Origin of the sequence: Clostridium pasteurianum BC1 (assembly GCF_000389635.1) — a bacterium.
Classification (GTDB): domain Bacteria; phylum Bacillota; class Clostridia; order Clostridiales; family Clostridiaceae; genus Clostridium_I; species Clostridium_I pasteurianum_A.
On sequence record NC_021182.1, the window covers coordinates 1,735,654 to 1,759,741 of the forward strand.

Here is a 24,088-nt window from a genome sequence, read left to right on the forward strand (position 1 = left end):
AGGATTATACTCGTTGAGTAGGCGGACAAAAATACCCAATCCCACCTACTGCCTTTACATAATTCTATTCATATAAAAAATAACAGCCAAGGCTTCAAAAATTCTTACGAAAATTTGCTCTAAGGAGCTTTTTTCATAAGAACCACAGCAAAGCTGTTTTTTTTCTGCCAAAATACTTTTTGTCCGCCCTACAGTAAATACTTTCAAAGGAGAAAATATGTTTGATTTAAGAATATGTCCTCAATGCTCTGGAAGTTCTAGGAGTGATTATTTAAGATTTTTTATTTTAAGGTTTATAAATGAAATTTCAATAGATGATAAAATAATTGACCTTGGCTGTGGTAAGGGAAGAAATATTTATTATTTAAAAGAACTTGGATTAAAAAATATAACTGCTGTTGATATTAATAAATTTAAAGAAATTAATAACAGCATAAAATTTATTAAACATGATTTAGAAAATAAAATACCTATAAGTGATAAGTTTAATATTATACTTTGTAATTATATTTTTATGTTTATTAAAGATAAAAAGCATTTAATTAAAGAAATTACTAGAATTTCTGATAAAAAATCTTTCTGTATTGTAGAGCTTAATAAAAAAAAATTAAGAAATGGAATACCTTATAATTTCAATGAGATTGTAAATTTATTTTCTGAAAAATGGGACATAGTAAATATTAGATTAAAAGAAAATAAATTCATAGCTAAGAAAAGGAGTGATTAAATGGCAAGGGGGAGAAAAGCGGGTGCATTAATTAAAAATATTACTGGAAAAGATTTTGAACTCATGAAGGGTATCGCACGTACTGGGGTTACATCTCACTATGATGCTAGAAATCAAATTGGACTTAGTGAAAAAAGATTAAAGAATCTTGAAAAAGAAAATTATATAACCACAAAAAATGTTGTTGTAAATAAAGGTACAAACGTAATTAAAACCTATTATTTAAATGATAAAGGAAAAGCTTATCTTAAAGCTAATACAGATATTAAAAATTTTTATAGAAGTAATGAAAGACAGATCGAACATGATTTAAAATTATCCAGTATTTATTACAGCTTAGATGAAAAAGAAAAAGAAACATGGAAAAATGAAAATGATTTAATAAGTGATTATAAAACAAATAATCCAAATGAGACACTATCTACGATGATTGACGCAACGTATAAAATAGATAATAGTATTGTAGGCGTTGAAGTTACAACAAAAAATTATACTAGAGAACAAATAGAAGAGAAGTTTAGAATAGCTGATGAAATTGGTTGTAATGAGGTGATAAAAATTGAAGCTTGAAAAAGATATTGTAATTCCTGCAAATTTAGAAATTAATCCATATGTTTATTTAGACATAATTTTAAAATTTCAGGATTATATAAAACTTATATATTCTTTTGGTGGATATATGTTTGTAAAACAAATATATAAATTTTCTAGTAAAGTTCAATTGCAAACTTTTCAAGATATACATTCAATGGAAGATAGTAAGCTTTTAAAAATTATTAATATAAATAATAATAATTATGTAATTCTTACAAAAACATCAATCAAATATCTTAAAAATAAAAAAAATATATCTTATATAGAACTTCCAACATCTACACAACTAAAAGCTTGCTGTTATCTAGCAGAATATATTTCTAATCCAAGCGATTTTTTTAATCCCAAAAATCCATATACACCTTTTTTAAATAGATATAAAAATGAACTTGATAAATATAAAAATAATGATAAAAATGTTAATATGAATTTTCTTAAAAATAACAAGGATTATGTCAAAATTATAAAAGAGCAAGAAATCAAATCAGAGAAAAGTGAAGATATAATATCAAAACTTAATAGAAGTAGAATATATTTTGATGATATTAAAGATAATTTTATTACATTATTGATATTAGATTTTGATAGAAATAAAAATTGGATATATAAATCACTACTTGAAAAAATAGAGCCTGTAATAAAATCTTTAAAGATTTATACAGGATACAATATTAAAGTATTAACTGAAAGTGAAGAGAGAAAAAAATTTCTTATAAATGATATTAAGAAGATGCAAACAAAAGGATTAATGTTTTTGAAAGATATTAGCGTAATTAACTTAGAGATTGGTAAGTATTTTAGAGCTAATAAGCAAACAGAAAGCTTTTTAAAAAATATAGATGTCTTAGAAATAAAAAAAATAAAGGAAAGATTAAAGAGCAATTAAATTTTAATTGCTCTTTAATCTATGTAAAGGAGTGTTTTATATGGAAAATAATAATTTAAATAGTCATCATACGGAAAACATGATTATATTAATAATTTTAGGGGCTTTAATATTAACTTTCTTAGCAATAACAAGCTTACCAGCTCTTATAATTTCAATATTTTTTACGATACCTTTTTTATTTATTAAAGTAAATAAATTATTATTTACTTTAATAGGTTTTATAGTTGCATTTCTTGTTAATCTTAAAATTAGTTTGGCAGCACAGTTTTTTATAAGCTCAATTAATTTTATAAAAGTTTTATTTAATGCTTTAATCCACAAAAATGATATATCTATAACTTATAAAAATTATATAGTTCATATAAACATTTTTTGGCAAATTGTATTAGCATTTATAATAGCAAGTATTATAGCTCATATAATTTCAATTGCAATGAATAAAGAAGAACATTCAAGTGAGGCAATAAAGGAAAGAGCAGTAAATAAAGCTTTAGATAAAATAAAAGGATTAAAGCATGAAAATGGATATACAACAATTGGCATAGAATACGAAGATTTATTAAAAGTTAAAGTGGAAGATAAAGCAAAACATATAGCAATTGCAGGAACAACAGGAGCAGGAAAAACTGTCACTATAGCTAATTTTATTGAAAATGCTATGCAAAAAGATTATCCCATTCTTGCTGTAGATGGTAAAGGAGATTTAGACAAAGGAAGTTTACTGGATTACATGAAGTCATTATCTAAAAAATATAATAGAAAATTATATGTAATTAATTTTGTTAATCCACATGATAGTGATTATTACAATCCTTTTTTAAATGCAGGAATGACAGAAGCTAAAGATATGCTTATAAGTATGAATGAATGGTCAGAAGAGCATTACAAAGTTAATACAGAAAGATATTTACAACAGCTCATAAGAGTTTTAAATATGCAAAAGATTAAATTAGATTTAAATACTATAATTAATTATTCACCAAGTCAATTTCAAAAATTAGTTGAAGAAATGAAGGATAATGAAAATTTGTCTATTGAAGAATATACAAAATTAAGTGAAATAATAGAGAGTACAGGTCCGATTGCAAATTCTGCAATGGCACGTTTTGCAACTACAGCAGAGAGTGAAGCAGGAATACTGTTTAAGAGTAGTGGGATAGATATATACACAGCAATGAAAGAAAAATCAAATATATTAATAATATTAGACACTTTAAGTAAGCCACAGTTTTCAAAACAGGTAGGTAAGCTTGCGGTACTTGATGCAAGAAAAGCAGTATCAAAACTTTTTGGAGATAAAACAAGAAAGTTTTTTATCTTTGATGAATTTAACGTCTATGCTAGTGACACAGCAGTAGATTTATTAAATAAATCAAGAAGTTCAAATACAACTTGTATTCCTGCTTTTCAAAGTCTATCTGACCTTGATAAGGCAGGCGGAACATCTTTGCGTAATCAGATAATAGATAACTGTAATAATTACATTATAATGCGTCAAAACGGAGCTGACAGCTCTACAGAATGGGAAAGGATAATAGGCGAAGAAGAAAAGATTCAGTATACTTATTCGATAGAGAGGAAAACAGGTATATTCAGCAGTGGAAACAAGATTACTGGAACAGGAAGTATGCATAATGTTATGGAATCAAAAATCAAAGCTACAGAAATACAAAATTTCCAAACTGGTCAAGCTATATTTTTATCCAAAGACCAAAGAAGTTTAAATAAAATAAAGGTCAGAAGTATAAATTTAAATCTTGAAGAGCCTTTGAATAAAAATAATAATACTTTAAGTAATAATGAAGTTATAAAAACTAAAGATATACCATTAAATAAAGACCTTAAAAAGACTCCTAAAGCTATTGATATCAAAACTGATAAGATAAATGTCAAAACTAAAGAAAATAATGATAATGATAAAAATAAAAATGAATTTGCAGATGTAGAAGATATATTAAAAGATTAAATATAAACCTAAAAAAGGACATAAGGAATATTCCCTATGTCCTTTTTATTTTTAATAATAAACTTAATGTAATACAAAATTTTTGTGCTGCCATCAAGATCAGTCCTGGAATCTTAAAGTTTTGTATCACACTTTTATCTTTATAAATTTTAATAATTAACCTAACGGAAAATCAAAAATAAGTTATCTCCAACAAACCAAGCCCGTCGGGTTCCTTCGGTGTAATTCCACGCGGAGTCCCGCGGGAGCTTCCACCTCAGCTAAGACTTCCAATTCGGCTAGGTTTCTCGGAGGCCTCTGAAAGCTAAATTTTTATTTTTATCAAAGTATAGTTATTTTTTTCTAGTGAATATATATAATTTTAATCATATTGAAGATATAGAGTATAGCAATAAAAAAAGTAAGTAACTCTTAATGAATTCCACACAATAGTAATTGTGTAGAACTCATTTAATTTTTTAAATAAGTAAGAATTTAATTATCCTTCTTTATTTATTTTAAAATTCCAAATCTATTAAAAGGATATACTGTAAGTTGAGCTTTTCCTTCTATGTATGAACTATCAATATATGGATTATTCCAATACCTAGAATCCCAAGAATTTATTCTGTTATCACCCAGAAAAAAATAATGTTCTGATGGTACTTTATAAATACCTGCCTTTCCCCCATTATCAACTACATATGGCTCGTTTAATTTCTTACCATTAACATATACCAAACCTTTATCAGTAATCTCTACTGTATCATTTGGAAGGCCTATAAGTCTTTTAACCAATTCTTCGTTTAATTCTTTTGAGTCAAAAACTACTACATCTCCTCTTTTTAGATTACTTTTATTATAAACTCTAGTAACAAAAATCTGGTCATTAACTTTAATGGTAGGATACATTGATGGTGTGGGAACCTTAATTTTAAATAATAGTAACTTATTAACCAGCGTTGCAAGAACTATGGCTGTTACGATAGGTAATAAATAATCTATAATTATTTTTTTTATTTTAAATATACCTACAGTACTTATTAAATTATTGCTTTCTCGATTTTCACTCATAAAATCACTACTTTCTATGTTTATATAATAATTTGTAATTTAGATAATATTATACAATAGTATAATTACTGCGTAAACCATCTCAAAAATATATGAATTCCACACAATGTATATTCTGTTAAATTGAGCAGCTGAATATTCAGCTGTTCAATCTTTTATTATAAATAATTAATTTCTCAGAACAGTAGTTATATGAAATTGAAAAAAGCTTAGCAGCTAAACTATTAAAGTCTAGCTGCTAAGTTTTTTAATATATTTTATAAAAGACATAGTAGTAGTGAAAGCATTTTCAGCATCTTTAAGGTTAAAATTTAAAATTCCATTATGTATAATATTATTTCTTTTTTTATAAGCATTTTTATCCCAATTAATATATTCAATTGTACTTTCAATCTTAACTTTGAATATAAAATTCAAATAATTTGTTAAAAGATCTTTTTTTACATTACCGTTTTCTATTGCTAATTTATAGGGTCTAAATTTTTTCCTACGTTTATAATATGTAAGTAACATTTTTATATGATTTTTAACACATGCTTTCTTTAATTCGTATTGAAGAAATGTTTCAAATGCTGTTTCGCATAAAACTATACAAAGAGGATAGTCTTTTTTTACAAAGGCTTGTTCCTTTGCATCTAATAGTAATTTATCATAAAGTTGTATGTCTTCACACTGATTTAATTTTGAAACTAGAGTATTTAATGTCTTATCATCAGGATGAAGGGAATCTGTATGACCTTTTACAAATGGATTTTCTAATACAGTTTTGATATCTAAATGTGTAAAAGGCAAAGCTTCTTTAGCATAAACATTTTTAATAGATTTATTTTTGCAAATTAAAATTTCAATTAATGGCAATTTTAAGGAGTTTGGGTTTGGAATAAATGAGAAATTGCTAACTAATCTATATTTATTTATGAATTTTTCAAAGAAAAGTTTTGCTTTTTCATAATTGTATTCTAAGCCTTCAGATGTCGTAACATCATGATCTTGGTATTCTTCAAACACTATTACTAAAATATTACTAGTTATGTAATCTTTATAACCATATTTAAATGGCTCATCTAGTTTAAAAAATATTTGACGATTTAAATATTTATCGCCATTCTTATTAATTGCATTCGATTCAAGTATCCTAGTATTCTCTTTGTCTTTTTCCCAATCAATATTCAAACTTGTAAATGTTTGATAATTCAATGTGTTGTATTTTTCGCAGTTTATACAGATATTTTTATTATCCAATCTCATTATAAAAGCAGATGTTGGTAGTCCTAAGTTAAAATCAATAAAAAATTTAAACATAATTAAATTCATCTAATAACCCCCATTTTATTATCAAATTATGTATTTATATAATAATATCAAAGCTATGTAAATAATGCCATGTATAATTATAAAGTAAATAACAATTAGGATAGTTAAAATCTCTTTAATTCAAAACAATGTGGGTTATATAGATTAGCAATTTATATGAAGTTATCAAATGTTAGTTGCAATTAATAATAAATTATAGTATATTAATTAACATATAGGTTAATATTAATATAAAAGTTATTATTATTTTACAGATGAAGTTTATTTAAAAAGGGGAATAACATTATTATGAAATTTAATGAATTTGGATTGCTTCCACTAGGGGATTATCATATGACAATTGAGGAATTAAGAAATTCAATCTTAGTAATTGGACCTACAGGTGATATTCCATGGGATGTAGAGTGGAGGAGATATCTAGTTGATAGATTAGAGATATTGGTTAATCAACTTTGGAAAATTGACATCTCTGAAATTTATATTGATGGATCTTTTGTAGAGGAAAAAGCTCATCCAAATGATATAGATGGTTATTTTGAATGTAATTATCATGATTTAGCTGATGGTACTTTACAGCAAAATCTTAATTTATTGGATAAATATAAGGTGTGGACTTGGGATAGTAAAAGTAGAAGATCTTATAGAGGATATAGTAAACGCCAGCTACCAATGTGGCATAAATATAGAATTGAATTATATCCTCATATTGGCCAGATATCTGGAATAAAAGATGAATATGGCAATGATCTACAATTTCCAGCTGCTTTTAGAAAAACGAGAGATTCATATATGGCTAAAGGAATTGTGAAAATATTAAAGGAAAGGAGTTAAAAATATGATTAAAACTGATAAAGATTATCAAAATGCAATAACAAAATTAAGAGAAGATATAAAGTTAATTAATAAACAAAAAGAAGAATTATATAAATTAGAACTAACAGATGAGCAGGTAGCTAGAGCTGTTGAGCCATTGATATCTTTTCATGAACAACTCAGAGAAGAAGTTGAATATTATGAGAGAATAAAACGTGGAGACTTTGATACTATATTTAATCTTGAAACACTAGGAAAAGTATTAATTTATTTTAGAATTTATAGAGGTTTATCTCAAAAGGAGCTTGCAGATATTCTATGTGTTTCACCAACACAAGTTTCTAAAGATGAGCGAAATGAGTACTATGGAGCATCTATAGAAAAAATACAAAGAGTAATGAATGCATTGGGAATGATAACTAAAACCAAAATAGATGAAGAAAACCATTGTATCATTTCTAGAGATGATAATTTAAATATGTGTAAGTTATAATACAAACGAAATCAACACAATGACTGGAACTAAAAGGGTGGAAGCCGAGATACGTGCAAAAACCGGTAACTTGATGGAAGGAATTAACATCAAGTTACCGGTTCTATAATTTTTTCAATGTCAACTTTAATTATTAGCAATAAATGAAAGGTCCGACAGAACTAAATCTAAAATTATGTTACATAAGCCCTACAAATTGGAATTTGCATATATTCTATAGTATCTTTGAAAAAAGGTATGCTCTTTTTTCAAATCCAATTGATTCATAGAATTTATGAGCACCTTCTCTTTGAAAACCTGAATCCAGTTCAAATCTTTTACAGCCTAATTCTTTGGATATTTGACAAGCCTTATCAATTAAACTTTTGCCTATTCCTTGTCCTCTATTTTTCTCATCTACAATCATTCCATAATCATATGCAATAATTCCTTCTTGCCAAAAGTTATTTGCAATATAAAATGCTGAAAATCCAATTACATTTCCATTTTCAAATGCAGATAAGTAATAATCAGTATCTGCATTTAACCCGCGTTCAAATACTTCTAACAACTTTTGTTTATGTAGTTCTTTATTTGGCCATAATTGAGTAAATAAGTTATAAATTTCCTCAAAATCATTAATACAGCTTGTTCTTATCTCCATTAAAACTCCTCCTAAAATCCCTATTTTTCTCTACAACAGGCTCTAAAAAACTCGTATCTTACTCACTAATAACCCATTTTTTTTAAAACAATACAGTTTAGCTATTAACTGCCTACAAACAATTACTATTTATAATACTCATCATTAGTCGAGTAGACTTACACCTTACAATGTAAGCCCCTCACAGAATCCGTACGTGCGGCTTTCCCGCATACGGCTCCTCATAATAACATTCACAGTTAAAACAATTTAAAATATATCTTTGGTTTCGCTAAAGGATAATATTTCAACATTTCTATATATCCATCCCAGCTGTAGCTTTTCTTATCGCTTCGCCTATTCAGTGTCTTACTTAGAAATTGCTGTACTCTATGCAAAAAGTTTGTTATCATCTTACCATTAAAAGATACACCATAGTACCTATAATGCCCAACCAATTTGAGGTTTAATGCCTTTATCATTTCCTTAACTGGCATAGTTCTATTCTCGTACAGCCACTTTTTAGTGTCTTTTAGCTTTTGTCTAAATTTCTTTCTACTTGTTTGTAACATGACACATGGATATCCTCTGCGACTTCTTCCACAGTAAAATGTAAATCCTAAGAAATCAAATGTTTCTGGTTTACCTTCTCCCCTTGCTTTCCGGTTTTCTTCTGCAAATTTACCAAACTCCAGTAATCTACTTTTACTATCTTCCATCTCTAGATTGAATTTTCCCATTCTTTTCTTGAGTTCACCGTAGTATTTCTCAGCTTCCCATTTGTACTGGAATCCTGCTATAAAATCATCTGCATAAACTGTCAAAAAGCTATCTCCCTTTGTTTCTTTTGTAATAACAATCTTATACCACAACATTAGAACGTTATGCATATAAATATTTGCTATTATTGGGCTTATGATATTCCCTTGAGCAGAACCATCTGTACTTTCTTCAAATACGCCCTCAGTTATTACCCCAGCTTTCAAGTATTTATTAATCAGCCATAGGAGATTTGGGTCTTTTATGTATACTCCCAAAAATTTCATTATCCATTCATGACTCATGTGGTTAAAGAAGCCTTTGATGTCCGAATCAACAATGTAGTTTATCTTTCCATGATACATTCCGTTATAAACTTCCTTGATAGCATCATGACAACCTCGTCTCGGTCTGAAACCATGCATATTTCTCAAAAATCTTGGTTCATAGATTGCTTCCAGTATCTTCTTTACTGCTAGTTGCACCATCTTATCTTCATAGGATGCAATTCCTAATGGTCGCATTTTTCCATTACCTTTCGGTATGAATACTCTTAATGATGGTAAAGGTTTGTATGACTTATTCTTTAACCGTTTTACTAAATTAGATATATTTTCTTCTAGATTTACTTCGTATTTTGTTTTTGTAACTCTATCAATGCCTACTGCCTTATTTCCATCTAGTTCTTTGTGGCACTGTCTTAGCATACCATCATTAATATGATGATATAGCGAAGTAAATTCTGGCTTTCGAGTCTTTGCTGATATTTCTGCTATTCTTTCTAATTTTGTTTCCATCATTTCTCCTGTCCCTGAGTACAGATGATGTGTCCTCAGAAAGATTGTTATTATGTAATCCCCTTCCCTCCACTGGCATTACCCAGTTTCAGCGGTACTATGAGACTATCCGACTGCCTGTCGTTCATTTGACATTCTCCGTTTTATTGTTGTCTGTCATACTTATTACTAAGAAACGGCAGGCTCTCCCCAGTTAATAATTAACCACGATGTAAAGCATGATTGGCCCTTTGACCCCGCAGTGCCACATAGTTCTTGCCATTACGACCTATGTGATGTTGCTTTCCGCACCAATTAAGACGTCAGCCCTCTGATATACAAAATTTCGAGGCTCAATAGCATTTCAACCCTACTTTCTCGCTGTCTACGCTTAGCTCCCACCATTACTGTTGGCAACTCAAGACTCGCTACTGCTGGTTGACTAGACCTTATTCAGACAGGATTTCCACCTGCTAGGTTAATTACCCTTAGCTGGGCGCACAATTGGAATTTGTCAGTTTCTATTTTTTTATTCATATCGCATCATTCCCCACCAGTTTGGAAGAAGTTCTTCTAAACGAATAGTTTCACGCCTTTCGTAATCAACCATAATCTCCATATCTTTGTTTTTAAGAGAAAGCTGCATCAAAAATTCTCTACACGCTCCACATGGCATTCCTCCTACACCTGTTGGTGGCTCATCACGAAAGGCAATTAATTTTTTTATTACAGTTTGTCCACTGTTAACATACATATTAAGTGCAGCAACTCGCTCAGCACATAATGTCATGACTCCACCACAACTTTCAATACAAAAACCTGTAAATATTCTCCCATCTTCACTTTCTAAAGCACAAACAACATGATGTGCATATACAAATGGCGTTACCTCAGTTGGATAAAACTGTTCTTTCGCCTTATTATATAATTCTTCCCATATATCCATAATTATCTTCCTCCATTTTATATCTAGTGTATATAAACACTCTTCACTACAAATTTACTATTTATCGGTAAGATATATAAATAATTATTAGTTCATAGTTAATTACTATGACGTAACTTAAGAATATAATGAACTAACTTTATTTTACCAATTTTAAATATTTACTAACAACTGATTCAGCTAAACATTTTGATGAGTCAATAATATTAATTAAAGGATTTGTTTTCTCTAATACTACATTTAAATCAGTGCAAGCTATCACTATATTTTCAATAGATTCCTTTTTTACATCTTCAATAAGTTCATTCCAAATATCAATATTCTGTGTATTCTTTTTATCCATTTTAATGTTTTGAATAAGATTATTTAATTTTATTTGCCATTCATCTTTAAAAATAAATCCATGACTACCTTTTATTATATCTTTTTGATAAATGTTAGACTCAAATGTTGAATTTGTTGAAAATAGAGTTACCTTTTGTGAAACTATAGGCAATTTTTTAACGGTCTCTTCGACAATATTTAATAAAGGAACATTAATTGACTCTTGCAATTCTTTAAAATATACATGTGCTGAATTACATGGCATTGCAATAAAACTCACACCGGTTGACTCAATCTTTTGTAATCCTTCAATTATAGTTTTTTTCATAAGTTCATGGTTTATTGGTCGGTCAATATAAAATGGAGTAGGTAGGGAATATATCATCATTTTAGGAAATTCATCATCGTATTTTGCTCCATACTGAAATTGACATTCATCAATAAGTAAATCAATAAATGGTGCTGTTGACCTTGGACCCATTCCAGTCAAAATTCCAATTAATTTTTCACTCATTTAAATTATCTCCTTTTCATATCTAGTACATAACATGTCAATAATTCTGTGTTTAATTCATGATATTTTTACAAATACGACATAAATATATATAATATGATACCATAATATTGGTGAAGTGGTAAATTATAATTAATAGGAGTGAAGAGCTCCAAATCAACACAATAGTAATTTAGTTGATTTAGAAAAGTACATAATACTTTATAAGACAAAAGTATTAATATAAAATTACTAAGAAAAATAGAGTGATTGGAATAATTATCAATAAAATCTTGGACAATCTCCTAAAAAACCATAATAATGTAATTTGAGAACTTTAAAACATTATATTACAATTAAAGGAAGATAAGTATATTATATAAATGCATGCAAAATATGTACTTATTATAAAAAAATAGGTGGTGTATATATTATGAAAGAGTTAGATTTAAAAGAAGCTAAAATGGAAGGACTTAAATTGGAAGAGGTAAATATTGACGAATTAGAAATACTAGAAGATGGAGCTACTCCTAGCTTTGGATTTGGATGTCCACATGGATGGTTTGGAGCATATTGTAATTAAAACATAGTTTTTCAAGAAAAGTCTTTTTCTTAATTAGGAAAAGACTTTTTTTAAATCGATTGTAATAATTAATTTAATTATTCAATTTAACATTTACTATAATATGGGATGGTGTCATTATGAGAGTTCATTTTATTGAGAATAAAGGTAATATAATATTGTATTTACCAGATTCATTAAAATTTTTTAGAATAAATTCAATTACTAAATCTACAATAAAAGACATTGTAAATTTTAATGAAAAAACTTTAATAATGGAGAAATACAAAATAAATGAAGATCAATACAATTATATAAAGACATTTATTACAAAAAAAGAAAATTTAAATTATGAATTAAGTAAAAATAAAGAATGTTTATATAAATTAACATTAAATATAACTAATGAATGTAATTTAGATTGCAAGTATTGTTATGCTAATGGTGGAATATATAACTCTAAAGAATCCCAAATGTCAGAGGACACTTTGAAGAAAGCTTTAGATGTATTTTTAGATAAATATAGAAATATAGAAAACATACAACTTTTTGGAGGAGAACCCACCTTAAATTTAGATGCAATAGAATTTGTGGGTGATTATTTTGATAAGAAATATAATATACATAAAATAGATTTTAAACCTATTATTTCGTTAGTTACTAATGGGATGTGTTCAAGTGATAGATTTATAGATATTGTAAATAAGTATAATATACAATTAACAGTAAGTATAGATGGACCTAAATGTATTAATGATAGAACTAGGTTGATGAAAAATGGAAAAGGTTGTTCAGATTTAGTAATAAATAATATTTTTAAATTAAAGAGATATACAAAACAACCTCAAAATGCCGAAGCTACTTTTACACAATATCATGTAAATAGCAATATTGAGGTTTCAGATGTAATTAAATATATAAAAAAAAATTTAGGAATACAGAATATTCATATAGTACATGTGAGTTGTGAGAAAACAAAAGATTTTTATTTAAAGGATAGGGGATCTTTTATAAAATCTATACCCGAAATTATTGAAAACAAAAATAAATTAGAATATAAAAATACTTATATGATAATTGATAGAATTATAAGAAGTCTTATTTCAAAAACTACTAGTAAGTATATCTGTAATGCAGGTATATCAACTTTTTCTGTATCTACAAAAGGAGATATTTATCCTTGTTTTATGCTTACAGATGTAGATAAATATAAATTAGGTAATGTGCTTAATTATAGTAATATTTCTAATGATAAATTAAATTTATTTGATAAATCATATAAGTCTAATTCATTAAAATGTAAAAATTGTTTTAATAATACTTTATGTCACGGGTGTATAGGAATAAATTACTTTAACACTAGTGATGCATTTAAAACTTCTGAAGAAGATTGTCAATTTATGAAGAAGTTAACGGAAAATGTTATATTATCTTTATGTAAAATTAGTTAGGAGTAATATTGCCTATGAGCGAAAATAAACCTTTGGTAGTTTCAGATATAAAACCGTATTTGCTTTTTAAATATGATAATAAAGAAGATGTATATTGTATAGGTAGTTTAGAAAAAGATAAATATATTGAGGTTAATCAAAAGTTAAAAGATAAAATTTTAAATGTGATTAGTTATTTTGATGGTGAAAATACATTAGATGACATAAAATATAAATTAGAAAATAAAGACAAAATAAAAATAAATGTGGATAAATTATATAATTTATTGAACAAATCTGGCTTGATAGAAAATTCTAATAATATAAATATAGAAAAAAATGAATATGAAAAATATGGAGTAAATATATTAACTTTAGAATTAAAGAAATTTTATAATTTTTTTAAATTTCTAAGTAAATATATTAATTTTATAATTTTCATCTCAATATTTATAATTATAATTTCTATTCCTAATTTCATTTTAGTTTTAAAACAAATGTTATATTTAAATATATTTAAAATTGTTAATTCATCTACTTTAAGTGTAATCATTTCTATAAGCATAACTACACTTAGCGTGATATTCCATGAATTTTCACATGCGATAGTTGCAACAAGGTTTGGACTTAAGCCTAAGAAATTTAAAGTTTCTTTATATTTATATTTAAATCCTATAGCTTATATAATTATACCTGGAATTTATACTATAGAACGAAAAAAAAGAATTTATATATGGTTAGCAGGAGTTTATTGTAATTTATTAATATTATCAAGTTCTATTTTATTACAAAAAATTACTACAGGAGTTGTTCACAATATATTTATGGTTACATGTTATTCTAATTTAGGATTAATGATTGGTAATTTAGTACCATTTTTACCACTGGATGGTTATTTTGTTCTATCTACATTATTAAAAATTCCTAATTTAAGAAAAAAGTCTTTTAAATCTTTTAAAAGCTTTTTAAAATTCAATCCTAAATCTAATTCCAAATCTTTTAAAGGTATATATTTATGTTATTTTACAGTATCTGTTATAATGATTTTATATTTGATTTTTTCACAATTTAGTCAAATGTATTATAACTTTATGATAGGATGGAGAATAAATAATAATGTATTAGATGGTATAAATGAAATAAAAATATATGTACTAATAATGATGATGTCTTTATATAGTATTATTAGGCCTAAATTGAAACACAATAGAAAAGTAAGCTGTACAAATACTTTTAGCAATTAAAATTGGTATTTCTACAGTTTTTTATTATATTAATATTAAAGTTAATATTAACTTATTTTAAAGAAAGTAGGTATATACAATGAATAATATTATTAGAACAATAAATTTAACAAAAAAAATTAAAGAGGTTACTATAGTAAATAAGATAAATATTAATTTAGAACAGGGAGATATATATGGATTTTTAGGACCAAATGGTTCAGGAAAAAGTACTACAATAAAGATGATGCTTGGTCTTGTAAAACCAACAGAAGGTAGAGTTGAAATAAATGGTTATGATGTTTGGAAAGATAAAAAGAAAGCTTTAAATTCTATTGGTGCAATGATAGAAAATCCTAGTTTTTATGATTACTTAAGTGGATATAAAAATTTAGAGTTATATAAGAATTTATATGATTTACCCAAAACTAGAATTAATGAAGTACTCAACATTGTCGGGTTGGAAAAAGAGAAAAATAAAAAAGTTAAAAAATATTCATTAGGAATGAAACAACGGTTAGCTATTGCAAGAGCTTTTATAAATTATCCTAAAATAGTTATATTGGACGAGCCTACAAATGGTTTGGATCCAGTAGGAGTTGTAGAAATAAGAAATTTAATAAGAGATCTTTCTGTAAAAGAAAATATAAATTTTATAATATGTTCTCATATATTAAGCGAAATACAAGAACTTTGTAATAAAGTCTCAATAATTAATAAGGGTGAACTTATAAGTGAAGGATATGTTAAGGATTTATTAAATCAAGAATTTGATGAATACTTTATAGATACTTCTGATTTACAAAAAGCAAAAGTTATATTAGAAAAATTTGAAGTAGTGAAATCAATAAGTATACATGATAACATAATTCAAATTAATATTGATAAAGGAAAAATAGGAGAAATAAATAAAAAGCTAGCTTTAAATGATATAGATATCACATCTATAAAGAAGAAAGAAAATACACTAGAATCATACTTTTTAAGTACATTATAAAGGAGTAAAGATGTAATGACTAAAATTTTAAGAAATGAGATTGAGAAGTACTTTAGATATAGATGGATAATATACTTTTTAAGTATTGCTTTTTCTGCAATAGTTTTAAATTTAATTAGAACTATAAGTGATAATTCTAATTATCAATATTTAAATTTAATAGCTCAGTCTATAACTTCAACTAATTTAGAATCAGGTCTTATGGCTTTAGTAATTCCAATAATAACCATTGTTATATCAAATTCTATAGTGGCTGAAGACTACGAAAGTGGAACTATGAAATTCTTAATTATATCTCCAATAACAAGAATTGAAGTTTTATTCGGTAAATTTTTATCTATAGTTTTAATATTATTAATTAATATAATTACAGTATTTATTTTGGTTTCTATTATGAGTGGGTTTTTAGCACATAATTATCAAGGAATATTTTCACAAAGATATCTAGTATTGTTAGGAAAATATATTTTGATATCAATATCAATAATTCCTATTATACTTGGCTCAATTTTAATAGCATTACTTTTGGATAAATTTGAGAAATCTGTAACATTATCAATAGTGATATTTTTTATATTTTATATTATTGATAATTTATTTAGTGGAATTAAGTTTTTTAGTATTTCCTATGAAATAATTAATTTAATGTTTATTACAGGAACGAATCAATTACTTATATATAAATCTTTAATTTTTTCAATATTATACTCATTAATTATTATGATAATTAATATTATTACAATTAAAAGAAAGGATTTTTGGATATGAAAAATGTACTAAATTTAGTTAAAAATGAATATATAAAGCTTTTTTCTGAAAAAAAATTATATATTATATTAGCTTATATAATTCTTTTGAGTTTTTTTACTGCAAAGTCTTATACTGATTCTAAATTTCAGCCAGGAGCGATTTCTGGTTTCCCACCTAATATGAGATTTTTATTAAATAATTTAAATGCATTGAATTATTTAATAATATTTTCTACAGATTCAATATTTGGTGGAACAACTCAATTTTCAATTATGATTGTTTCTCTTTTAGCCATAGATACATTTTTATATGATTTTAAATCTGGAAATGCTAAATTTGTATTGGCATCTGGAATAAGTAAGTTTGAATTAACTTTAAGTAAATATATTTATATGATTTTAAATATATTTATAATTATATGTATGTTTTTTGTAATAGGATTTATAATGGGATCATTTTTCTTTGGAATACATGGTATTACATCAATAAATTTTATTGAAACGTTTATAATATATTTATTGGGAGCAATACCTATGTTAGCATTTACAAGTATTATAGCGTTAATTTCATGTACTAACATAAATAAGTCTATATTAACATTAATATCAATTATGTTTATAATAATAATGGGTATTAGTGATTCATTTACAAATACTAAGTTTTTTTCACCAACAGGTATGTTATCATTATTTAATTATGATGTTCCAATGAAAATTACGTTTAATATCTTATATTGTGGATTAATATCATTTATTTATTTTATAGTTACATTTATGTTGTACATATTTATTATGGAGAGAAAAGATATTTTTATTTAAAATTACTAGAATAAGTTTTCTGAACTTAACACAATACATATTGTGTTGAATTCATGAAATAAGAGCGAAGTATTGATATATAAAGCTTTGCTCTTGTTTTTTTGATCTTAAAAAGTAAATTTGCAAAAATTAATTCCACATAATATATATTATATTATGTGGAATTAAATAAATGCGGTGGAGCATCGTAAAAGAGGGACTTATAAAAAATAAATTTGTAAATAAAAGGTAATCAATTTAAAATCTGAAAATAGAGTGAATATTATGATAAATTAGAGTCATATGTGTAATGTTAGAGAGCCATTATGTTCATTTGAAAGAGCCACTGTGTTCATTTGAGAGGCCACCGTTTAGCGGTGACCTGCAAATATCTTGATAATTAATTATTCTTCATGTAATCCATGACGTTCTCTCATTGAAATTTTTCCATCAATAAATATAGTGTACGAATCGTGAATTATACGATCGAGAATAGCATCAGCTAAAGTATCTTCTCCAATCTTTTCGTACCAGCCTCCAGGTGCAAACTGTGAACAGAAGATTGTTGATCCATTCTGATGCCTTGCCTCGACTATTTCAAGTAAATCACGGACTTCTGTACCTTTTAAAGGTACAAGTAGCCATTCGTCTAAAATTAGAAGGCTAACATTTTTATATTGCTTAATTACTTTCTTAAAGATACCTTCTCCTCTTGCTACAGTTAATTCATCAAGTAAATCTGGAAGGCGTACATATTTAACTGTATAATAATTACGGCAAGCAGCTATACCTAAAGCACAACCAATGTACGACTTTCCATTACCTGATGCACTCATAATTATTACGTTATGCTTATCTTGTATATAGTTACAAGAAGCCAATCTGGTAATTTGTGATTTATCCAATTTTCTATCTGAATGATACTCAATATCTTCAACACATGCTTGATTAAAGCGAAAATCTGCTTTTTTAATTAATCTACTTAATTTATTATTTTTACGCCTGGACCATTCTAAGTCAACAATAAGACCAAAACGTTCCTCAAAACTTAATTCTTGATACGAAGTATCCTGTAATTGTTCTCTGTAGGAATCAGCCATTGATACTAAACGCATTTCGTTTAATTTAGCTATTGTAGTTTCATTTACCATTATTTATTCCCCCCATAATAACCAGAACCTCTGGTAAAGCCAAAGGCTGTAGAATTGCTGCTTTTGACATCTGATGCTTTGATTTCTTCATCAATTATTTTATCTTGTCCAGTTTTTAATATTGTTTGAACACTCTTGTAACTTGGGCTTGGTGTATATGATAAAGCTTTCTTGCAAGCAGCCTCCAATCGGCTTACAGAATATTTATCTGCAAGTTTTAAAAGTGCCATACAAGACTTATAACCTTGTTGTTCAATACGATGTAAGGATAGAATTGCTTTAACAGTTAAGGCGGTATTGCTGCCAATACTTTCTGCCCATGATATAAATCTTTCTGAATTCCATGTAGTATATTTTTGATGATTTTCTGGCATATGCTCTACTATAGTACTATACTGGCCTTGACGGCCGTGAAGTTTTACATGCGAAGCAATGCGGTGGTTATTAAAAAATACTTCTACAATATTTTTGGTAATACGGACATCAACTTTATGTTTTATATATTCATATGGAACTGAGTAATGCATTTTTTCAACAGATATGTGATAATTAAATTGTACGGTTACTGTCTTCCATGTAGCTAACTCGTATGGAGCCGCAGGCAATGGTATGAGTGCAGATTTCTCTTCTTCCAGAAATACACTCAACCTGCTTCCTGGTTTCTTTTGAAAATGTTTACTATTAAACTCATATAATTTTGTACGAATGGATTCATTTAATTCCCGTAATGAAAAAAATTCTTGATTACGGAGGGAGGCAATAATCCATGTTGATATGATTCCTACAGAACCTTCTACATTAGGTTTATCTTTTGGTCTTCTAACACGGGCAGGTATTACTGCTGTATTATAATGTTCGGCCATTTCATGATAAGTTTTGTTGATTACAGGATTATACCATGAAATTTTTTCGACTCCAGTTTTAAGATTATCTGGAATTAAGATTCTGGTAACTCCACCGAAAAACTTATAGGCATTTACATGTGCCGTGATCCAGCACTCCTGATTTTGAGATAAGAATGCTTCCGCATAAGAATACTGACTGCAAGATAAGACTGATACAAAGACATATGCATCAATAAATTTCCCTGTTACATTATCAATAATTTTAGCAGTTTGACCAGCCCAATCAACTTCAAGTTGTTCACCTGGTTTATGATTAATATGCATTGTGGCTTTTTTAGTGTTAGCATATTTACGGTAATATCTACAAAATTGACTGTACATAAGTGGTATTTCATTACTCAGCCGGCATTGTTCACAGTATTCACTCCATAAAAGACTTAGAGTAACACCATTCTTAGCCATTTCCCTATGAATATATTCACAGTCAGGTATCTTTCGAGAAGTAGGAAGGTTTTTTTCTGGCAACAAAATATTTTGTAGTTCATCATCATGAAGATCTTTTTGAAACGGCCACGATATACCACATTCATCAGCACGCTTTAGTACAGAAGCTACAGTATTTCGTGAACATTGACAGCTTGAGGCAATCCCACGCTGGCTTATACCTTGACTATGCAGTCGAAGTATCTCGCGATATTTGGTCATTATATGACCCCCTTTGAATTTATTTACACTGTAAATTAGTGTATAAATTCATTATACCTGGAATTTTTATTAGTGGCTCTGATAAATGCATACGCTGGCTCTATATTATGCACATAGTGGCTCTCATATATCGGAATGATGGCCCTAAATCAAAATATTATTCAAATAGAGTGAGGAGTAAATTTATGGAAAGAGTTGAACCTATAAGATCAGAGAAAAAAATTAAGGATCTGAAAAAGTATCTTTTGGGATCAGGAAATATGAGAAATTATGCTTTGATTGTTTTGGGGCTTAATACGGCTCTTAGGATTTCAGATATACTTTCACTGACCTGGGAGGATGTGTATGATTTTGAAGAAAAGGAAGTTAAAACCCATGTTTACATAAAAGAACAAAAAACAGGGAAGGATAAAAAGTTTCTTTTAAATAAAAATGCGATAGATGAGCTTTTAAAGTATAAGAGGAAACTCAAAGATATAAATTCTTCAGACTATATATTCAGCAGCCGCAACGGACAAAATAAAGCCATAACAAGATATATGGCCATAAAAATAGTGAAAGAGAGTTGTTCAGCAGTTGGAATAAAAGAGCATGTAGGCTGCCATTCACTTAGAAAGACCTTTGGATATCATTCATGGAAGAAGGGAGTGCCTGTTCCGGTGCTCATGGAGCTGTTCAATCATTCTACCCAATCAATAACCAAGCTTTATCTTGGGATCTCACAGGATGATATTGATGATGTTTACCGTCTAGTTGAATTATAAATACTAGTTTTAAACAATGGTAAAAAATGATACTATTATACAGGGAATTACAACGAACTATTAATATTATGAGAACTAAAATATTTTCGCGTCAGCTTAGGTTAACAATAAAATATAATAAAATTAGTTCCATAGATATAGATTCATTCTCATTTTGATGATTTTATTTAAACATTCTCAATTTGAAATTAATAATGTATCGTTTGGATACCTTCATAAAGTTTTTTATGTATTATATGCTATTATTTTTTATATCAAGTACAATCTCTTCAATTATATCTTTGATTTGCAGATTTCTTGTGCCTGGTATATAAATACCATGCTTTTGTAGTGGAAATATATATTTAGTGCAATCCATATTAAATATTGATTTTGAGATCAGGGGTGTAATCTCTCCATTTATATCACTACTACAAATTATTCCAATTGGTCCTATTATACTATCAATTTTATTTGTTTTACAAAACGAACAAATAGATCTTTCGCCACTTATACCAACATTTGCACCAGACCTTACCATATTTGAAGTGGCAAATGTATTTGTACCAAGTGCAATTATATAAACATTATGGGCTATTTCTTTGCGAATCTTTTTTATAATTGCTTGTCCAAGACCTGCTCCTTGTGCATCTATTACAGCAACTTTCATAGTAATGCCTCCATAAATAAAATTTATAATACAATGATATTTATTTTTATATCTATGAGCTTTATTATATAATAAAATAGAGATATGTTCTATTTGCAATACAAAAACAAAATTGCAAAGTAGGTTAAATTTTAATGAATTTGGGAAGGTAAATAAATGGAAATTAAGGTTGTAAAGCAGATCTTAGAATGGAATAAAGACTGTAGTAATGAAATTAAAGAAATTTTGAAAAACAAAAATGTATATTTAATAAATGTCATGGGGTCACCTGGTACAGGAAAAACAAGTTTAATAATAGAGTTTATTAAGAATTTAAAGGATAAATATAATATTGCAATAATTGAAGGTGATATAGCAGGACAAGTGGATGCTGAAAAGATTGATTCACTTGGAATTTCCGTTGTTCAACTTAATACCGATGGAGCTTGCCATTTAGAAGCTATGTCAATTAAGAATGTGTTAGAATATTTCGACTTAAATGAAATAGATATAATTCTTATTGAAAATATTGGTAATCTTGTATGCCCAGCAGAATTTGATATTGGTGAGGATATGAAAATTGCTATTTTAAGTATTCCCGAAGGTGACGATAAAGTTGAAAAATATCCTTTACTGTTTTCCAGAGCTAATGCAATTGTGCTAAATAAATATGATATGATGCCATATTTTGATTTTGATGATGAAAAGGTAGAAAGGAATATTAAACGCTTGAATTTTGCATCAGATGTGTTTAAAGTATCATCAAGAACAGGTGAAGGTTTAAATTCACTTGTTACATATATTGAGGACAAAGTAAAAACAAGAATTAAAAAATAAAGTTAGTATTTACAAATTAGAAATCATATAGTACTATAAATTTGTATATTACGAGGGTATACGTTTGTTAAAAAATTTAATAAATACACAATTTTTGATTCATAGCCACGAAGGTTGATTGCTTTAAACAGTTATCAATTTTTGTGGTTTTATTTTTTGTTAAATTTTAAGGAGGGATTAATAAATTATTTTATACAGCTTGAATTATATTTAAATAACAAATCTGTTCTACAGCAATACTATTTTTGTATTTAAAGGGAGGAATTAAAAATGAATTTGCAGCTAAAAAACCAGCCTAAATGGCTTCGTTATGGCATTATAGTAGCAATATTACATATAATAGGAATAATACTTTTATTAACAAATGCCCAGAAGTATCCTCAGATCATTGGATTTGGCTTTCTAGCATATACATTTGGATTAAGACATGCTTTTGATGCAGACCACATAGCAGCAATCGATAATACAGTTCGTAAATTAGTACAACAAAAAGAAGAACCTACAGGTGTTGGATTTTTCTTTTCACTAGGACATTCTTCTGTAGTATTTGTTATGTCGGTGCTCACTGCTTTTTCAATGAAATGGGCTCAAAATAACATTCCTCAAATAAAAGAAGTTGGTGGTGTAATTGGGACAACAGTATCTGGAGGATTTCTTTTACTTATAGGAATACTCAATTTGTATATATGGTTTGATATTTACAAAATTTTTACAGGTATACGTAGAGGTCAATATAATGAAGAACATCTGGACGAGCTTTTACTAAACCGTGGCTTTATCTCACGTTTTTTGGGTTCATTTTATCGTTTTATTAATAAAAGCTGGCATGTATATCCACTTGGCTTTTTATTTGGTTTAGGATTTGATACTGCCTCTGAAGTAGCGCTTTTAGCCATCTCGGCGAACGCAGCAACCCAAGCTATTCCAGCTACTTTAATAATATCTTTACCAATTCTTTTTGCTGCTGGAATGAGTCTAATGGATACCGCAGATGGAATTTTTATGACTACCGCATATAATTGGGCATTTTCAACACCTTTACGTAAAATATACTATAATTTATCCGTAACTGGAATATCTGTAGTAGCAGCGTTATGTATAGGATTTATTGAATTAACTCAGATATTAACACCTAAGCTTGGATTAAACAGTGGTTTTTGGCAATGGATTCAGGACCTTGATTTTGGTAGTATTGGATATTTGTTAGTTGGTTTATTTATCATATCTTGGGGATTGTCTTATTTAATGTGGAAGATATTACGTTTAGAAAATGCATAAGTAACTATATAATGCATTTAAGTCTGTTTACTATCTAGATGAAATAGTAGACAACATCTTGTCACTAAAAGTAAAGTACATATTAAAGCAGTATTGTAAACCACAACATAAGTTATAGAAGTAAAGTTGTATCTATTTACAGTTACTTTACAGTTGTTTAGATGCTAGAATTCTTCACATAAGCGACGTAATTTTCTTATGTTACGCATTAAATAAAAAATTCGCTTCCATTTTTTATAAATAGAAGCGAATTTTTTATATTTTTAGCTTGATGGCTATATGGTATCACCTATACTCATAGAATTATAAAATATTAGCAATTCAGATTTATATCTTTAATCAAAGTAAAAAA

Annotated in this window: 24 protein-coding genes; 15 read left to right on the plus strand and 9 right to left on the minus strand. The window is 27.4% G+C overall.

Annotation, left to right across the window (positions count from 1 at the left end):
- The first annotated feature begins 217 nt into the window (after positions 1 to 217).
- From CLOPA_RS08055 to CLOPA_RS08070, 4 genes are read left to right on the plus strand one after another with little or no spacing between them, the layout of a single operon-like run.
- Positions 218 to 727 (plus strand): class I SAM-dependent methyltransferase, encoded by a 510-nt coding sequence (locus CLOPA_RS08055; protein WP_015614939.1) that lies wholly within the window; start codon positions 218 to 220, stop codon positions 725 to 727.
- Positions 728 to 1,297 carry a hypothetical protein gene (locus CLOPA_RS08060; RefSeq protein WP_015614940.1) on the plus strand — a complete coding sequence of 190 codons (570 nt, stop codon included), beginning with the start codon at positions 728 to 730 and terminating at the stop codon, positions 1,295 to 1,297.
- Positions 1,287 to 2,207, plus strand: a complete 921-nt coding sequence (locus tag CLOPA_RS08065; RefSeq protein ID WP_015614941.1) for a hypothetical protein — start codon at positions 1,287 to 1,289, stop codon at positions 2,205 to 2,207. The genes CLOPA_RS08060 and CLOPA_RS08065 overlap by 11 nt, the downstream gene beginning before the upstream one ends.
- 40 nt (positions 2,208 to 2,247) lie before the next feature.
- Positions 2,248 to 4,176: a type IV secretory system conjugative DNA transfer family protein gene (locus CLOPA_RS08070; protein ID WP_015614942.1), complete on the plus strand. Its 1,929-nt coding sequence runs from the start codon at positions 2,248 to 2,250 to the stop codon at positions 4,174 to 4,176.
- A gap of 492 nt (positions 4,177 to 4,668) precedes the next feature.
- Here CLOPA_RS08070 and lepB read toward each other — a convergent pair whose 3' ends face one another.
- Complete coding sequence (gene lepB, locus CLOPA_RS08075; protein WP_015614943.1) at positions 4,669 to 5,229, minus strand: signal peptidase I; 561 nt, start codon at positions 5,227 to 5,229, stop codon at positions 4,669 to 4,671.
- A gap of 231 nt (positions 5,230 to 5,460) precedes the next feature.
- A complete protein-coding gene (locus tag CLOPA_RS08080) occupies positions 5,461 to 6,543 on the minus strand; it encodes a hypothetical protein (protein WP_015614944.1) in 1,083 nt (360 codons plus the stop codon).
- A gap of 288 nt (positions 6,544 to 6,831) precedes the next feature.
- On the opposite strand from CLOPA_RS08080, the gene CLOPA_RS08085 reads away from it, so the two are divergent.
- Positions 6,832 to 7,374, plus strand: coding sequence for a DUF6932 family protein (locus CLOPA_RS08085; RefSeq protein ID WP_015614945.1), 543 nt, complete (start codon positions 6,832 to 6,834; stop codon positions 7,372 to 7,374).
- Positions 7,375 to 7,378: 4 nt separating this feature from the next.
- Positions 7,379 to 7,849, plus strand: a complete 471-nt coding sequence (locus tag CLOPA_RS08090; protein WP_015614946.1) for a helix-turn-helix domain-containing protein — start codon at positions 7,379 to 7,381, stop codon at positions 7,847 to 7,849.
- Positions 7,850 to 8,063: 214 nt separating this feature from the next.
- On the opposite strand, the gene CLOPA_RS08095 is transcribed toward CLOPA_RS08090, so the two are convergent.
- The 4 genes from CLOPA_RS08095 to CLOPA_RS08110 form a co-directional block, all read right to left on the minus strand.
- Positions 8,064 to 8,492, minus strand: coding sequence for a GNAT family N-acetyltransferase (locus CLOPA_RS08095; RefSeq protein WP_015614947.1), 429 nt, complete (start codon positions 8,490 to 8,492; stop codon positions 8,064 to 8,066).
- 239 nt (positions 8,493 to 8,731) lie between these two features.
- Positions 8,732 to 10,027, minus strand: coding sequence for a group II intron reverse transcriptase/maturase (ltrA, locus tag CLOPA_RS08100; protein ID WP_015614948.1), 1,296 nt, complete (start codon positions 10,025 to 10,027; stop codon positions 8,732 to 8,734).
- Positions 10,028 to 10,535: 508 nt separating this feature from the next.
- Positions 10,536 to 10,952, minus strand: a complete 417-nt coding sequence (locus CLOPA_RS08105) for a cytidine deaminase family protein (RefSeq protein ID WP_015614949.1) — start codon at positions 10,950 to 10,952, stop codon at positions 10,536 to 10,538.
- 139 nt (positions 10,953 to 11,091) lie between these two features.
- Positions 11,092 to 11,790: an aspartate/glutamate racemase family protein gene (locus CLOPA_RS08110; protein WP_015614950.1), complete on the minus strand. Its 699-nt coding sequence runs from the start codon at positions 11,788 to 11,790 to the stop codon at positions 11,092 to 11,094.
- 412 nt (positions 11,791 to 12,202) lie between these two features.
- Between CLOPA_RS08110 and CLOPA_RS24925 the strand changes: the two genes are divergently transcribed.
- The 6 genes from CLOPA_RS24925 (at position 12,203) to CLOPA_RS08135 (ending at position 17,549) form a co-directional block, all read left to right on the plus strand.
- On the plus strand, positions 12,203 to 12,352 hold the full coding sequence (locus tag CLOPA_RS24925; RefSeq protein ID WP_015614951.1) for a hypothetical protein: 150 nt from the start codon (positions 12,203 to 12,205) through the stop codon (positions 12,350 to 12,352).
- Positions 12,353 to 12,471: 119 nt separating this feature from the next.
- Entirely contained in the window at positions 12,472 to 13,782 is a 1,311-nt protein-coding gene (locus CLOPA_RS23655) for a radical SAM/SPASM domain-containing protein (RefSeq protein ID WP_015614952.1), read from the plus strand.
- Positions 13,783 to 13,796: 14 nt separating this feature from the next.
- Positions 13,797 to 15,005: a M50 family metallopeptidase gene (locus CLOPA_RS08120; RefSeq protein ID WP_015614953.1), complete on the plus strand. Its 1,209-nt coding sequence runs from the start codon at positions 13,797 to 13,799 to the stop codon at positions 15,003 to 15,005.
- A 79-nt stretch (positions 15,006 to 15,084) separates the two neighbouring features.
- On the plus strand, positions 15,085 to 15,981 hold the full coding sequence (locus tag CLOPA_RS08125; protein ID WP_015614954.1) for an ABC transporter ATP-binding protein: 897 nt from the start codon (positions 15,085 to 15,087) through the stop codon (positions 15,979 to 15,981).
- Between the two features lie 15 nt (positions 15,982 to 15,996).
- Positions 15,997 to 16,749 carry an ABC transporter permease gene (locus CLOPA_RS08130; protein WP_015614955.1) on the plus strand — a complete coding sequence of 251 codons (753 nt, stop codon included), beginning with the start codon at positions 15,997 to 15,999 and terminating at the stop codon, positions 16,747 to 16,749.
- Complete coding sequence (locus tag CLOPA_RS08135) at positions 16,746 to 17,549, plus strand: ABC transporter permease (protein WP_015614956.1); 804 nt, start codon at positions 16,746 to 16,748, stop codon at positions 17,547 to 17,549. Before CLOPA_RS08130 ends, CLOPA_RS08135 begins: the two co-directional genes overlap by 4 nt.
- A 383-nt stretch (positions 17,550 to 17,932) precedes the next feature.
- Here CLOPA_RS08135 and istB read toward each other — a convergent pair whose 3' ends face one another.
- Together istB and istA are read right to left on the minus strand one after the other, a co-directional pair.
- A complete protein-coding gene (gene istB / locus CLOPA_RS08140) occupies positions 17,933 to 18,679 on the minus strand; it encodes an IS21-like element helper ATPase IstB (protein ID WP_015614957.1) in 747 nt (248 codons plus the stop codon).
- A complete protein-coding gene (istA, locus tag CLOPA_RS08145) occupies positions 18,679 to 20,229 on the minus strand; it encodes an IS21 family transposase (RefSeq protein WP_015614958.1) in 1,551 nt (516 codons plus the stop codon). The genes istB and istA overlap by 1 nt, the downstream gene beginning before the upstream one ends.
- A 185-nt stretch (positions 20,230 to 20,414) precedes the next feature.
- Between istA and CLOPA_RS08150 the strand changes: the two genes are divergently transcribed.
- Positions 20,415 to 20,993 (plus strand): site-specific integrase, encoded by a 579-nt coding sequence (locus tag CLOPA_RS08150; RefSeq protein WP_015614959.1) that lies wholly within the window; start codon positions 20,415 to 20,417, stop codon positions 20,991 to 20,993.
- Between the two features lie 232 nt (positions 20,994 to 21,225).
- Here CLOPA_RS08150 and CLOPA_RS08155 read toward each other — a convergent pair whose 3' ends face one another.
- A complete protein-coding gene (locus CLOPA_RS08155; protein ID WP_015614960.1) occupies positions 21,226 to 21,642 on the minus strand; it encodes a DUF3842 family protein in 417 nt (138 codons plus the stop codon).
- A 156-nt stretch (positions 21,643 to 21,798) separates the two neighbouring features.
- Between CLOPA_RS08155 and hypB the strand changes: the two genes are divergently transcribed.
- On the plus strand, positions 21,799 to 22,458 hold the full coding sequence (hypB, locus tag CLOPA_RS08160) for a hydrogenase nickel incorporation protein HypB (RefSeq protein WP_015614961.1): 660 nt from the start codon (positions 21,799 to 21,801) through the stop codon (positions 22,456 to 22,458).
- 270 nt (positions 22,459 to 22,728) lie between these two features.
- Positions 22,729 to 23,736 (plus strand): HoxN/HupN/NixA family nickel/cobalt transporter, encoded by a 1,008-nt coding sequence (locus CLOPA_RS08165; protein ID WP_015614962.1) that lies wholly within the window; start codon positions 22,729 to 22,731, stop codon positions 23,734 to 23,736.
- The last annotated feature ends 352 nt before the right edge of the window (positions 23,737 to 24,088 follow it).

Coding starts and splice junctions, on each gene's coding strand:
- CLOPA_RS08090 (WP_015614946.1), top strand. CDS start 7,379: ATGATTAAAACTGATAAAGATTATCAAAATGCAATAACAAAATTAAGA.
- CLOPA_RS08110 (WP_015614950.1), bottom strand. CDS start 11,790: ATGAGTGAAAAATTAATTGGAATTTTGACTGGAATGGGTCCAAGGTCA.
- CLOPA_RS08055 (WP_015614939.1), top strand. CDS start 218: ATGTTTGATTTAAGAATATGTCCTCAATGCTCTGGAAGTTCTAGGAGT.
- CLOPA_RS08105 (WP_015614949.1), bottom strand. CDS start 10,952: ATGGATATATGGGAAGAATTATATAATAAGGCGAAAGAACAGTTTTAT.
- lepB (WP_015614943.1), bottom strand. CDS start 5,229: ATGAGTGAAAATCGAGAAAGCAATAATTTAATAAGTACTGTAGGTATA.
- CLOPA_RS08080 (WP_015614944.1), bottom strand. CDS start 6,543: ATGAATTTAATTATGTTTAAATTTTTTATTGATTTTAACTTAGGACTA.
- CLOPA_RS08150 (WP_015614959.1), top strand. CDS start 20,415: ATGGAAAGAGTTGAACCTATAAGATCAGAGAAAAAAATTAAGGATCTG.
- CLOPA_RS24925 (WP_015614951.1), top strand. CDS start 12,203: ATGAAAGAGTTAGATTTAAAAGAAGCTAAAATGGAAGGACTTAAATTG.
- CLOPA_RS08135 (WP_015614956.1), top strand. CDS start 16,746: ATGAAAAATGTACTAAATTTAGTTAAAAATGAATATATAAAGCTTTTT.
- CLOPA_RS08085 (WP_015614945.1), top strand. CDS start 6,832: ATGAAATTTAATGAATTTGGATTGCTTCCACTAGGGGATTATCATATG.
- CLOPA_RS08130 (WP_015614955.1), top strand. CDS start 15,997: ATGACTAAAATTTTAAGAAATGAGATTGAGAAGTACTTTAGATATAGA.
- istB (WP_015614957.1), bottom strand. CDS start 18,679: ATGGTAAATGAAACTACAATAGCTAAATTAAACGAAATGCGTTTAGTA.
- ltrA (WP_015614948.1), bottom strand. CDS start 10,027: ATGGAAACAAAATTAGAAAGAATAGCAGAAATATCAGCAAAGACTCGA.
- hypB (WP_015614961.1), top strand. CDS start 21,799: ATGGAAATTAAGGTTGTAAAGCAGATCTTAGAATGGAATAAAGACTGT.
- CLOPA_RS23655 (WP_015614952.1), top strand. CDS start 12,472: ATGAGAGTTCATTTTATTGAGAATAAAGGTAATATAATATTGTATTTA.
- CLOPA_RS08070 (WP_015614942.1), top strand. CDS start 2,248: ATGGAAAATAATAATTTAAATAGTCATCATACGGAAAACATGATTATA.
- CLOPA_RS08125 (WP_015614954.1), top strand. CDS start 15,085: ATGAATAATATTATTAGAACAATAAATTTAACAAAAAAAATTAAAGAG.
- CLOPA_RS08060 (WP_015614940.1), top strand. CDS start 728: ATGGCAAGGGGGAGAAAAGCGGGTGCATTAATTAAAAATATTACTGGA.
- CLOPA_RS08120 (WP_015614953.1), top strand. CDS start 13,797: ATGAGCGAAAATAAACCTTTGGTAGTTTCAGATATAAAACCGTATTTG.
- CLOPA_RS08155 (WP_015614960.1), bottom strand. CDS start 21,642: ATGAAAGTTGCTGTAATAGATGCACAAGGAGCAGGTCTTGGACAAGCA.
- CLOPA_RS08165 (WP_015614962.1), top strand. CDS start 22,729: ATGAATTTGCAGCTAAAAAACCAGCCTAAATGGCTTCGTTATGGCATT.
- istA (WP_015614958.1), bottom strand. CDS start 20,229: ATGACCAAATATCGCGAGATACTTCGACTGCATAGTCAAGGTATAAGC.
- CLOPA_RS08095 (WP_015614947.1), bottom strand. CDS start 8,492: ATGGAGATAAGAACAAGCTGTATTAATGATTTTGAGGAAATTTATAAC.